Annotated in this window: 11 protein-coding genes and 1 tRNA gene; 4 read left to right on the top strand and 8 right to left on the bottom strand. The window is 37.4% G+C overall.

Annotation, left to right across the window (positions count from 1 at the left end):
• Nucleotides 1-30 precede the first annotated feature (30 nt).
• The 3 genes from EGH73_RS14015 to EGH73_RS09535 form a co-directional block, all read right to left on the bottom strand.
• Entirely contained in the window at nt 31-186 is a 156-nt protein-coding gene (locus EGH73_RS14015) for a hypothetical protein (protein ID WP_164467818.1), read from the bottom strand.
• Nucleotides 187-195: 9 nt separating this feature from the next.
• A complete protein-coding gene (locus EGH73_RS09540) occupies nt 196-690 on the bottom strand; it encodes a Smr/MutS family protein (protein WP_123281627.1) in 495 nt (164 codons plus the stop codon).
• Nucleotides 691-752: 62 nt separating this feature from the next.
• On the bottom strand, nt 753-1,247 hold the full coding sequence (locus EGH73_RS09535; RefSeq protein WP_089770683.1) for a metallophosphoesterase family protein: 495 nt from the start codon (nt 1,245-1,247) through the stop codon (nt 753-755).
• A gap of 122 nt (nt 1,248-1,369) precedes the next feature.
• On the opposite strand from EGH73_RS09535, the gene EGH73_RS09530 reads away from it, so the two are divergent.
• Nucleotides 1,370-3,307: a M1 family aminopeptidase gene (locus tag EGH73_RS09530; protein ID WP_123281626.1), complete on the top strand. Its 1,938-nt coding sequence runs from the start codon at nt 1,370-1,372 to the stop codon at nt 3,305-3,307.
• A 113-nt stretch (nt 3,308-3,420) separates the two neighbouring features.
• Here EGH73_RS09530 and ribB read toward each other — a convergent pair whose 3' ends face one another.
• Complete coding sequence (ribB, locus tag EGH73_RS09525; RefSeq protein WP_089770682.1) at nt 3,421-4,542, bottom strand: 3,4-dihydroxy-2-butanone-4-phosphate synthase; 1,122 nt, start codon at nt 4,540-4,542, stop codon at nt 3,421-3,423.
• 309 nt (nt 4,543-4,851) lie between these two features.
• Here ribB and EGH73_RS09520 point away from each other — a divergent pair.
• Nucleotides 4,852-4,922, top strand: a tRNA-Cys gene (locus EGH73_RS09520).
• A gap of 121 nt (nt 4,923-5,043) precedes the next feature.
• Here the strand turns inward: EGH73_RS09520 and EGH73_RS09515 are convergent.
• Nucleotides 5,044-6,030: an SDR family oxidoreductase gene (locus EGH73_RS09515; protein WP_123281673.1), complete on the bottom strand. Its 987-nt coding sequence runs from the start codon at nt 6,028-6,030 to the stop codon at nt 5,044-5,046.
• Between the two features lie 292 nt (nt 6,031-6,322).
• On the opposite strand from EGH73_RS09515, the gene EGH73_RS09510 reads away from it, so the two are divergent.
• Complete coding sequence (locus EGH73_RS09510) at nt 6,323-6,526, top strand: hypothetical protein (RefSeq protein WP_123281625.1); 204 nt, start codon at nt 6,323-6,325, stop codon at nt 6,524-6,526.
• A gap of 336 nt (nt 6,527-6,862) precedes the next feature.
• On the top strand, nt 6,863-8,200 hold the full coding sequence (locus EGH73_RS09505; RefSeq protein ID WP_123281624.1) for a UDP-N-acetylmuramate--L-alanine ligase: 1,338 nt from the start codon (nt 6,863-6,865) through the stop codon (nt 8,198-8,200).
• Nucleotides 8,201-8,240: 40 nt separating this feature from the next.
• Here EGH73_RS09505 and EGH73_RS09500 read toward each other — a convergent pair whose 3' ends face one another.
• The 3 genes from EGH73_RS09500 to EGH73_RS09490 all read right to left on the bottom strand — a co-directional run bounded on the left by EGH73_RS09500 (nt 8,241) and on the right by EGH73_RS09490 (nt 11,610).
• Nucleotides 8,241-8,717 carry a thiol:disulfide interchange protein gene (locus EGH73_RS09500; RefSeq protein ID WP_148041695.1) on the bottom strand — a complete coding sequence of 159 codons (477 nt, stop codon included), beginning with the start codon at nt 8,715-8,717 and terminating at the stop codon, nt 8,241-8,243.
• Between the two features lie 32 nt (nt 8,718-8,749).
• Nucleotides 8,750-10,774 (bottom strand): TonB-dependent receptor plug domain-containing protein, encoded by a 2,025-nt coding sequence (locus EGH73_RS09495; protein ID WP_123281622.1) that lies wholly within the window; start codon nt 10,772-10,774, stop codon nt 8,750-8,752.
• A gap of 152 nt (nt 10,775-10,926) precedes the next feature.
• A complete protein-coding gene (locus EGH73_RS09490; RefSeq protein WP_063971051.1) occupies nt 10,927-11,610 on the bottom strand; it encodes a Bax inhibitor-1/YccA family protein in 684 nt (227 codons plus the stop codon).
• Between the last annotated feature and the right edge of the window lie 315 nt (nt 11,611-11,925).

The following is an 11,925-nucleotide window of genomic DNA, read 5'->3' as shown; positions in this document are numbered from 1 at the left end:
TTTTTTTTTCTTTTATATTCTTCTCTGACTTTATTTTTTAGTCAGATCCTGAACTTCGATGTAAGAATCTGTTCTACTGATTTTTTCAGGATAATAAGAGATGTTGCTTTCGGTTTTATATTGGGTTTGAGCAAAATTGAACGCAAATATTAAAATTAAAATAAGACTGATTTGTTTTCTGCACATAATTACTTTTTATAAAAATTTGACTTCGACATTTCCGGATTGATGATAGAAAAATCCGTCACTGTCATATTCGATATTTGTAAGACCTTCCAAAACATCATAAACCATTTTTTGCAAAACACCATCGCCAATTCCGTGGATGATTTGTAAGGTTTTGATTTTATTCTTTCTACAAAAATCAATCGTTTCCAGCAATTTTTCTCTCTGAATCATCAATCTTTCAAAAGCATCATAATCTGATGGATTTTTGACTAATAAATCAAAATGCAAATCGAGTTTCAAAGGTGCTTTGTTATGTTTTTTCGAAACAACTTTGGGTGTTTCATTTTTTCTAATAATTGGAGAATTTTCGTACAAATCGGCATCAATGATTGTTAATTTATCCTTAGAAAAATTATACGTAAAACCGTGTTCGTCTTCGATTTTTACTTGCTGAGCAATAATCTTTAGAACTTTACCTTTAAGATTTTCATCAATAACAGAAACTAAATCTCCAACTTTCATATAATAATTGATAAATGATGATTGATATGTGATTTCTCAAACTCAATAATTCTCAAACTCTCCTACCGAGCTCCGAGTTCTATGATTTCTAAATCCTTGATTTCATCTTTATGAATCGTGAAACGCATCATTGTTCTCACTTTGTGCCAACCGGATTTTCCACATGCGCCAGGATTAAGATGAAGAAGATTATTCTTTTTATCGTGCATTGCTTTCAAAATATGAGAATGTCCGGAAATGAATAATTTCGGTTTTTTCTCAGCAATTTCTTTCTTTGCCAACGGTGAGTATTTCCCCGGATAACCACCAATATGAATCATCAGAACCTCTACATCTTCGCATTTGAAACTCAAAACTTCCGGGAAAATGGTTCTGATTTTGGCTTCATCTATATTGCCATAAACACCACGGATTGGTTTTATTTTTTCTAATTCCTCAATCACAGTCATACTCCCGAAATCGCCACAATGCCAAACTTCATCGGCATCGTTTGCATAATCGAGAATCCTGTCATCGATGTAAGAATGCGTGTCTGATAAAAGAAGAATACGTGTCATTTTCGGATTTTCAATCACAAATGTACAAACAGATTTTTTATCTAATCCTTATTATAACGTTTTATTTGTAACATCAGAAGTTTTTTAAGCACTAATTTTACTTAACCAAAAATTTTCCCTAAATGAAATTCAGACTTCCGTATTTGCTTTCTGCTGTTGCTCTTGTTGCTTTTACAGGGCATACTTTTGCGCAGGAATCTCCAAAGTATGATTACACAGAAGCATTTAAACCGTTTTTTTATCCGCAAACAGGAACCGAAACTCGTTCTGCAAGCGGACAACCGGGTCACAAGTACTGGCAAAACTCCGCAGATTATCAGCTGAATGTGAGCCTAAATGATGTAAGCAATGAACTTACAGGTTCAGCAGACATCATCTATACCAATAACAGTCCGGATCAGCTCAGTTTTTTATGGCTTCAGCTGGATCAGAATCTGTTCTCCAAAGATTCCCGAGGAAATGCCGTCATCCCGATTGCCGGAAGCAGAAATGGGGCAAAAGGCGAAGTTTTCGATGGCGGTTATAAAATCAAATCGGTAAAGTATAATGGTAAAGACGTAAAATATACAATTACAGACACCAGAATGCAAATCGACCTTCCGGAAGAACTTAAAGCCAATGGCGGTGTTGCAAAGCTTAAAATAGAATATGCTTTCAAATCACCGAAATATGGATCAGACAGAATGGGCGTGGAAGAGACAAAGAATGGAAAGATCTTTACGATTGCACAATGGTATCCCAGAATGTGTGTTTATGACGATGTAATGGGTTGGAATACACTCCCTTACCTTGGTGCATCGGAGTTCTACCTAGAATATGGAACTTTATCTGCTAATATTACTGTTCCCGCTAATCATTATGTAGTAGCTTCGGGAGAATTATTGAACGAGAAAGAAGTGTATTCCAGAGAAGAAATCAGCCGTTGGAATACTGCAAAAAACAGCGAAAAAACAGTAATGATTCACCCGGAATCTGAGCTAGGAAAAGGAAATAATTCCGGCACCAAAACCTGGAAATTCAAAATTGAAAAGGCAAGAGATTTCGCATGGGCATCATCAGCCGCTTTTATTATTGATGCTGCAAGAATCAATCTGCCAAGCGGTAAAAAATCTCTGGCCATCTCAGCTTATCCTGTAGAAAGTGCCGGCGAAAAAGCTTGGGGAAGATCTACAGAATATACCAAAGCTTCTATTGAACATTATTCCCAAAAGTGGTTTGAATATCCTTATCCTGCGGCAACCAACGTAGCTGGAAATGAAGGAGGAATGGAATATCCGGGCATTGTGTTCTGTCATAGGAATTCGAAAGGCGATGATCTTTGGGGTGTGACTGACCACGAATTTGGCCATACTTGGTTTCCAATGATTGTTGGTTCCAATGAAAGGGTTTTTGCTTGGATGGACGAAGGTTTCAATACGTTTATTAATGAACTTTCGACAGAAGCTTTCAACAAAGGCGAATATTACCATAAACAAGATATAGGAAAAATGGGACCTTTCGTGCAAAGTGACAACTTTGAGCAGGTCATGGTAGGCCCGGATAATATGAAAGAAAGAAGCATTGGTGTTCTTGCTTATTTTAAACCAGGACTTGGCTTGGGAATCCTGAGAGAAACCATCCTCGGACCCGAAAAATTTGATAAAGCTTTCAGAACTTATGTTCACAGATGGGCTTTTAAACATCCTACGCCTTGGGATTTCTTCCACACGATGGAAAATGTATCCGGAGAAGAGCTTAACTGGTTCTGGAGAGGTTGGTTTATGAACAAATGGAAAGTAGATCAAGCCGTGAAAGCTGTAAAACCTGTGAATGGTGATTACAAAAACGGCGCGCAGATCACGGTAGAAAATATTGGTCAGCTGCCTATGCCTACAACAGTCTTGGTAACCTTTAAAGACGGAACAACTGAAACAGTAAAACTACCTGTAGAAGTTTGGAAAAGAAACACAGAATGGACTTTCCAAATGGATTCTACAAAGGAGATAAGCTCAGTTTCACTTGACCCAAAATCAATTGTTCCGGATATTAATCCAAAGAATAATATTTGGCCTGCAAAATAGACTTAGAAAGAATAAACGAATAGAAAATACAAAAAAAAAGCGTTCCGATTGGAGCGCTTTCTTGTTATAATCAAGATAAAAATCTATTATCTATACTCATATTAACTTTATGTCTACAAGGCAATCATTTCACTCACTTCCACATCATAGCCGGAAATAATCGGTTTTATGTTCGGATTTTGAGTAATGACTTTGAACTTATTAATTCCAAGATCTTTAAGGATCTGAGTCCCGATACCATAATCCCTGAAATTAGGAGCAATGGTCGGCTGATCATTAGTTCCATCCTGGAAATTAAGGAAATGCTGAATCCTGCTCAATGTATTTTCTTTGTTAGAAACATTGTTGATGAAAACCACAGCGCCTTTACCTTCCGCATTTATCAAGTCTGTAACTTTCTGCATCAATGGATGCTCACCATTAGACAAACGACTGAATACATCAAAATAAGTTCCCGAAGATTGCACTCTCACCAGCACGGCTTCATCTGTAGTCCAAGTTCCCTTCGTTAGTGCATAATGGATTTGTTCTGTTGGTTTTTCTTCAAAAACATAAAATTTGAAATCCCCAAAATGCGTTTTGATATCACGCTCTTCTATTCTTTCTACAAGATCGCCCTGTCTCAATCTATAATGAATCAAATCCTCAATAGAAACCACTTTCAAATCATGTTTTTTACCAAACTCTCTCAGCTGTGGCAATCTTGCCATGGTTCCGTCTTCATTCAGAATTTCGCAGATCACACCACCCTCTTTCAATCCTGCAAGTCTTGTAAGGTCTATGGCAGCTTCCGTATGTCCGGCTCTTTTCAGCACGCCGCCTTCTCTTGCCCGGAGAGGGAAAATATGGCCCGGTCTCATAAGATCACCAGGTTTGGTTTCGGGGTCCATAATGGCTTGTATTGTTTTTGCACGGTCACTCGCAGAGATTCCTGTGGTAGCACCTTTTCCAAGAAGATCTACAGAAATGGTAAAAGCGGTTTCTTTAGGATCCGTAGAATTAGCAACCATAGAATGCAGTTCCAGCTCGTCGCACCGTTTTTCTGTGATAGGCATACAGATCAAACCTCTGGCAAAAGTGGCCATAAAATTGACTGTTTCTGCCGTAGTAAGTTCTGCAGCTGCGACAAGATCGCCTTCATTTTCCCTATCCTCATCGTCTACCACAATTACCATTTTACCCGCTTTAAGATCTTCCAGCGCTTCTTCAATTGTATTCAGTTGGATTCTATCCATTATTTCTAAAAAATTTCTGCAAAGATACTTATTTGGAACCGAAATAAAGATTGGAATCAATAATTAAAGAAATTCAAAACATTAATATTTAGAAGCCGGGAACCTGCTGTTCGCTCATACTCCTCGTGCCCTTTCTTCCACCTCCGATGCCGTTCTTCCCATCTCACTGCGGGGTAACCGCTGCCATCAGGGCTATTTTTGCAATTCATTAATTTTAGTTGCACTGTTTTTTTCTCAAAAAAGTTGAAGAAAACTAGTTATAAAATTTGAAATTTAAAAAAAAACACTAAATTTGCATTCCAATAAAACGGTGCTTTGGCCGAGCGGCTAGGCAGTGGTCTGCAACACCATCTACAGCGGTTCGAATCCGCTAGGCACCTCAAAATGAAACCCTGAATATTTCTTATTCAGGGTTTTTTATTTTGTTAAGAGAAAAAACAGGGAAACGTTATAAGTACCAACCTATTTATGGTTAGGATTATAGATTACTCTGTAAATCTCTCACGATATCGGCTTTCGGGATTTCGAGATCATCAAAATGACTCCAGCTGCCAAAATACCTGCCATTAAAATCTTAGATTTCTTACTAGGCACTGGCAATATCGTTTCGCCGTACACTTGCATTGGAGATTTGGATGGTGTAAGAATATTGCCATCCGTATCTGTTGTACGGTCTTCTTTCATCAGCAGACGTAATGCCGCTGAAGTTGAATTGATAACCACTTTCGGAAAAAAACCATAAGCCGTCTTCATAAGCAGTGATGACCAATCCGTAAATTTGCTTTTTTTAGGATTTTTAGCCATTGCCACCATTTCCTCAGCCAGCTTTTTTGGGTCGGCTGCTGTTGGCGGAATTTTAAAATCTAATCCAGAATATTTCGCCGAGTGCATATTACCTGTAGAGCGCTGGATGCTGGGATACAACGCTACCAAATGAATATCCGGCTGATCCGAAACTTCACCCTGAAGGCATTCCACCATCCCACGAATTCCATATTTTGAAGCAGAATAAGCAGCACCATAAGGCGCAGGCATCCATCCGCCAATAGATATATTATTTATAAGAATGCCATGTCCTTGTTTTTTAAAGACCGGAAGCACACTTCTTGCTCCGTGCATATAACCTAAAAGATTAGTTTTGATAAGCTGGTCTATTACCTCCACAGGCGTCTCCTCGAATCTTCCTGTAGCCATTACGCCTGCATTATTGACCCAGAAATCAATGGTTCCTGTAATTTCCAAAGCTTTTTCTGTAAGATGCTCCACTTCCTTATATTCCGCAACATTAGTTGGAATCGCTATCGCAAATGCACCAAAACCTTTGCAGATGGCAACAGTTTCTTCTAACGCTTCTTTCCCCCTGGCAGCCAATACAAGATTACAACCCTCCTGTGCAAATGCCTCTGCTGCAGCCCTTCCTACACCACTTGAGGCACCGGTAATAACTACAGTTTTATTACGGATAGATATTATTTCTTTACTTTTCATAACTATAGATTTGATGTTATATTTAAGCCAGTTCAAAGAAAATGCCATCAAACATTGAATTCTATATTTGATTATTACAAAATCATAAAAACAAAAAATTGAAAATATAATAAAAGACAGAATATACAGAAACAATGAAGAAATGTCAGAAACACAACAAAATATGCTCGATTACATAAAATTAATTCATCAATGATAAATTAAATTAATTATTTATTTTACATGAACTTGGCAAAGCTTTTGTTTACTGCTAGTGACACTGAATTATACAAATCACTAATATCTTATAGACATGGAAGCGACAGAACTTAGACTCAACAATCTGCTTATGTATGAAGACTCGATTGTGCCAATTATCGGAATGGAAAATATTAATGAAGAAATCCTTGTGAAAATTGATTCTGAAACTGCTATTGATTCTAGAAAACTAAAACCAATTGCATTGACTGCTGAATGGTTTTCAAAATTGGGATTTAAGGAGGCTTATCGTTCTTAAAGCAGAATAAGATTCGACCTTCCAAACTATTGCCGATATGATTTTGATCTCAATTCTAATAAAATTTTAGAAGGTTTTTTGTTTTTCGGAAACTATATCAAATGTAGTTATCTTCACCAATTGCAGAATATCTACTTTACATTAACAGGCGAAGAACTGAAAATAGAATACGAACGTCCTAAGCTCCAAACCACTTTATCATAAATATCCTCGAAACCTGATTGTAAAAAATCAGGTTTTTTATTTTATGATTAATGACGGAAATCTTACTTCTCACTTCTAATTTCTAACATCTTTCAAAGAAAACTCCTTACTTTTGTGTAAAATTATATTGAATTGAAAACCCATTTCATTGCCATTGGCGGTTCTGCGATGCACAATCTTGCCATTGCTCTCAAAGATAAAGGCTATCAGGTGACCGGTTCCGACGATGCTATTTTCGAACCTTCAAAATCCAGATTGGAAAGAAAAGGGATTCTTCCTGCAGAGTTAGGTTGGTTTCCGGAAAAACTGACTTCGGATATTGATGCTGTCATTCTCGGGATGCACGCACACACCGACAATCCTGAATTAGCAAGAGCGAAAGAATTGGGATTGAAAATCTATTCTTATCCTGAGTTTCTTTACGAACAATCCAAAGAGAAAACGAGAGTTGTAATTGGTGGTTCTCACGGGAAAACGACGATTACATCAATGATTCTTCACGTTCTGAATTTCCATCAGAAAGACATAGATTATATGGTCGGCGCGCAATTGGAAGGTTTTGATTGTATGGTGAAAATCACGGATGACAATGACTTTATGATTCTTGAAGGTGATGAATATTTGTCTTCTCCAATTGATTTACGTTCAAAATTTCTATTATACCAACCCAATATCGCTTTGATTTCCGGAATTGCTTGGGATCACATCAATGTTTTCAAAACCTTTGATGATTACATCGACCAATTCAGAAAATTTGTTGCGAGCATCACGCCTGGCGGTGTTTTGGTTTATAACGAAGAAGATGAAGAAGTGGTAAAAGTGGTGGAAGCTTCTGAGAATTTCTTCAGAAAAATCCCATACAAAACCCCAGCTTACAAAATAGAAAACGGAATCGTCAATCTGAAAACCGATATGGGCGATATTCCACTGTCTGTTTTTGGAAAACACAATTTGCTGAATATGGAAGGCGCAAGATTCATCTGTTCTCAATTGGGAATAATGGAAGAGGAATTCTATGAAGCGATTATGAGTTTTAAAGGAGCATCTAAACGTCTTGAAATTGTTAAAAGAGCGGATGGTGGACTGCTTTACAAAGATTTCGCACACGCACCAAGCAAAGTGAAAGCGACTGTTTCCGCATTTGCAGAACAATTTTCAAAAACTGAAACGTTTGGATTTTTAGAATTGCACACCTATTCCAGTCTGAATCCGGTTTTCCTCGAGCAATACGACCACGCAATGGATGGTTTGGATAATGCGGTCGTTTTCTATTCAGAAGACGCTTTGAAAATCAAAAGAATGGACCCGATTTCTCCGGATTTGATTAAGGAAAAATTCAAAAAAGAAAACCTGAAAGTCTTTACCAATGCCGAAGACCTTCACGCTTACTGGGAAACTTTGGACAAATCCCAAGGCGCTTTTGTGATGATGAGTTCCGGTAATTTCGGCGGTTTGGATTTGACGAAATAAGATTTTATTAAATACAAATAGCAACCTTCTGGATTAATTTTCAGAAGGTTTTTTTATTTGTCACACTGAGCGGAGTCGAAGTGCTTATCAATAATTTCAAAGTCCCATTATCAACCAATCCCTCATTTCGTAACAAAACTTTCCCATTTTTATCAATCAAAATCCAACTCGGATAAACAGGTTTTTTGTTGGATGAAAATTCAAATGCCAGTTCGTGAATGCCAGAATTTCCGTTTGAAATATAATGGTAATTTTCACCAAAGAATTTAATCGATTCCTTATATTTTTCAGGATTAAAAGTGATAAAATAAACCTTTTCATCCATCAGATTTCTCAACTCCAAATCTTTCTCAACTTGATATTTCTGAACCTTACAAATTGAGCACCAATCGGTTTTCATATAAATCAAAATCGGTTTCTCCAACTTTTCCGGTAAACTTTCAAACCCATAATGCTTCACTTCCTGCGAATTAAAAATCCCGGAAATCATTAATAATATGAAAGTCAGTATTTTCATTAATCTAACTTCTAAAATCTAATTTCTAACATCTATCTTATCTGATAACGAATCCCCAAAAACGTCCGGATTTCCTGCATCGGCGCATAGCCATAAGTCGTATCAAAAGTATAGCCGTATGGATTAATTGCAACATCATCCACTTGATTATCAAACGGGTCAAAAGGTCTTAGAATTGGATTTTTCGGCGTAAAGTTTAACAGATTTCGCACGCCTCCATAAATCTCAAAACCATTATCAAATTTCTTCGTCAACTGGATATTCATCAACGTAAACCAAGGCGAATATTCCGGTCGGAAATCATCTGGAACAGTTGGCAATCGCATTGGTCCGTAGAATTGTCCAGTCAAATCCATCGAAAATTTGTTCGCAAACTGATAACTCAAATTGTAAGTTCCGCTCCATTTCGGTGCGTGCAATTGTTGGATTCTGTCGCCTTCATTTTCCTGAGAAACATCCATATAAGTCACTCCAAACATCAACTGAATCGGCAAAGTCCAATTCGTACTGACGTCTGCAGAAATTCCTCTCGAAATCGCGTGTCCAGCCAAATTATCGTAAATAATTTTATCAGGCTCCGAATCAAAATCGCCCACAATTTTATTATTAAAATAAGAGTAAAATCCGTTCACATCAACATTAATAAAATAATCTTTGATTGGAATTTTCATCAGATAACTCAGGTTTGTATTTAAAGATTTTTCCGGCTTCAAATCATCCGCAATAACCACTTCCCGCGAACCAGTCAACGCCGCGTGGTCTTCTGTGAAAAGATTCACAACACGGAAACCAGTTCCAAAACTCAGCCTCAAAGTATGGTTAGGATTTGGCTCAAATTTCCACGCCACTCTCGGAGAATGCACGGATTTGTGAATCTTGTGATAATCATATCTGTAACCCAAAAGCAAGGTGTTTTTATGATTGATTTCCCATTCGTCTTCAAGGTAAAAACCATAAATTGGAGATTTCATTGGCTGATTTTCTTCCATCGAGTTGGCAGTTCCTGGCGTATTATCATCATAAAAAGTCGATTTTAAAGTTGTTCCACTTCTCAAAAGATGTTTGCCCAATTGCTTTTCCCAATTCATTTGAAGAAACAAAACTTTCTGAGTCGCCAAGTAAGAAGTGTTCCCGTAAAACGAATCCTGATGATGGTAATTGTAAGAATATTGAAGCAGAAATTTCTCCTTCAAAGGCAATTGATAAATTCCAAAAAACTCAAAACGATTCGTATAAATGCTTTCGCCATAAACATCATCCGAACCGCGATTTTTCCTTTGCCACTGCATTTCACCACCAAATCTATCTTCATAAAAATACCTCAAGGCAAAACTCGCCTGTCGGTTTTCTTTTCTTTTAAAATTCCATTTGTTGAAAACGGAGATTCGGTTTTGCAAAGGTGTGTCCGTGAAATTATCCTTATTCTGGTCAATTCTGTTCCCGAAATAGAAATAATTGAGACTCAACAAACTGGAAAAATTCTTGTTATCAAACACTTTCTTCGCAATATCAAGGTTGATTTCACCTTGATTTCCCGTCATCACATCGGTCGCAAAATCCGGCGCCTGCAAAGCATTTTTTGTAATGATATTAATAACGCCACCCATCGCTTCCGAACCATAAATAGACGAAGCCGGACCTTTCGTAACCTCAATTCTATCAATCAAACTATTCGGAATTCCACTGAGTCCGTAAACTGTGGAAAGCGAACTGACAATCGGCATTCCGTCAATCAAAATCATCGTGTAAGCGCCTTCCAAACCGTTGATGTGAATGTCACCTGTGTTACAAACCGCGCAATTCAATTGGGGTTTCACGCCGTTGACCATCGCAATTGCTTCAAACATATTAGCCGTCGGATTTTTCCGAAAAAACTGTTGCGAATAAACATCTGTCGAAATCGGACTATTCAATTTCTTCACAGAGAATTGAGTAATGGTGACTTCGTCAATGCTTTTAGAATTGTTGATTGTATCAGATTTAGAAACATTAGCAGAATCCAGTTGAGCATTAATGAAAACGGATAAAAATAGTAGTAAGGCGATAATTAATTTCATAAAACAAAAATGTTAGACAAAGCTAACAATTTTATTAGAAATAAAAAATTTACTTTTATTTTAATTTTTCGGACACAAAAAAACTCACCAAAAAATGATGAGTTTAATTATAGATAAGTCTAAATTCTAATCTCTAAAATCTAGCTTCTTGATTAGCTTCTTCTGCTCATAAAAATTCTCAGAATATACCAGAACAAAAGCATTATCGAAGCAAACATTTGCAAAGCCGCGCCAACATATTGGTTTTTTGTATAGATATTTTTGATGTTGTAAGTCTCATAAAGAATACTTGCACTCGCCAATCCAACCATCGCCAAAGAGAACCAAAGTCCAAGATTGAACCCGAAAATCGCGCCAACGACAATCACGCCCAAGGCAACAAATCCACCAATAACGATGATGTTCCTAAGGAAAGAAAAATCTTTGTTGGTCATAAAGACCGCTGCAGTCAGACCCGCAAACATAAAAGCTGTTACCAGCGCAGCCTGTGTGATGATTTCCGGTGCGTACAAACTTGCAATTCCCAGCATTGGAAGGAAAATGACGGCTTCTATCAAAACGTACAATCCCAATCCCAAATACTGCGTGTTTTTGGAAACTGAAAAAGAGAGTCTTGTCGCCAGCATAGACGCTAACCAAAAAACGCCGATAACCGCCAGCCAGATATATTTCCCGGTTACCATTGACAAAACGGTCTCCAATGGAATCGTTTTCAACAACAAATATTCCACCGCTCCGAACGCCAAAATCGCCACTGCGACGTGCATATACGTTTTTCTGTAAAATTCTGCCCTTTCGATTTCTGAAATCTGAGAAACCATTAATGAATCATTCATTTGTAAAAATTTTAATAATCTCAAAGATAGTAAAAGATACAAGAATCAAGAAAAGTTGATGCCGTATTTTTTATTTGGGCAGCTTTATCCGCCTTCCGTTCCCAATCTTTTTTGCCTAGCTTTTCCAGCCACAAAAAAAGGATTTCCACTCAAGTCGGGCTGCAGTTTTCAGTACAAAACAACAGTCAGCGTAAAATCACGTTTTGTCATCTTAGCTCAGCGAAAGCGTCTTTGCGAACTCAAAAATATTTTTAGTATAGTCAAAAAAAATATTTGCGTGTGTACTGAGCGGAGTGGAAGTATGCGTTCAAAAAT

The organism is Epilithonimonas hominis (assembly GCF_003730015.1).
Classification (GTDB): domain Bacteria; phylum Bacteroidota; class Bacteroidia; order Flavobacteriales; family Weeksellaceae; genus Epilithonimonas; species Epilithonimonas hominis.
This window is presented reverse-complemented; position numbering and strand designations above follow the sequence as displayed.

Excerpts from the sequence above, each read along its gene's own strand:
- EGH73_RS09490 (WP_063971051.1), bottom strand. The coding sequence starts at position 11,610 with ATGAATGATTCATTAATGGTTTCTCAGATTTCAGAAATCGAAAGGGCA.
- EGH73_RS09495 (WP_123281622.1), bottom strand. The coding sequence starts at position 10,774 with ATGAAATTAATTATCGCCTTACTACTATTTTTATCCGTTTTCATTAAT.
- ribB (WP_089770682.1), bottom strand. The coding sequence starts at position 4,542 with ATGGATAGAATCCAACTGAATACAATTGAAGAAGCGCTGGAAGATCTT.
- EGH73_RS09510 (WP_123281625.1), top strand. The coding sequence starts at position 6,323 with ATGGAAGCGACAGAACTTAGACTCAACAATCTGCTTATGTATGAAGAC.
- EGH73_RS09540 (WP_123281627.1), bottom strand. The coding sequence starts at position 690 with ATGAAAGTTGGAGATTTAGTTTCTGTTATTGATGAAAATCTTAAAGGT.
- EGH73_RS14015 (WP_164467818.1), bottom strand. The coding sequence starts at position 186 with ATGTGCAGAAAACAAATCAGTCTTATTTTAATTTTAATATTTGCGTTC.
- EGH73_RS09530 (WP_123281626.1), top strand. The coding sequence starts at position 1,370 with ATGAAATTCAGACTTCCGTATTTGCTTTCTGCTGTTGCTCTTGTTGCT.
- EGH73_RS09500 (WP_148041695.1), bottom strand. The coding sequence starts at position 8,717 with ATGAAAATACTGACTTTCATATTATTAATGATTTCCGGGATTTTTAAT.
- EGH73_RS09515 (WP_123281673.1), bottom strand. The coding sequence starts at position 6,030 with ATGAAAAGTAAAGAAATAATATCTATCCGTAATAAAACTGTAGTTATT.
- EGH73_RS09535 (WP_089770683.1), bottom strand. The coding sequence starts at position 1,247 with ATGACACGTATTCTTCTTTTATCAGACACGCATTCTTACATCGATGAC.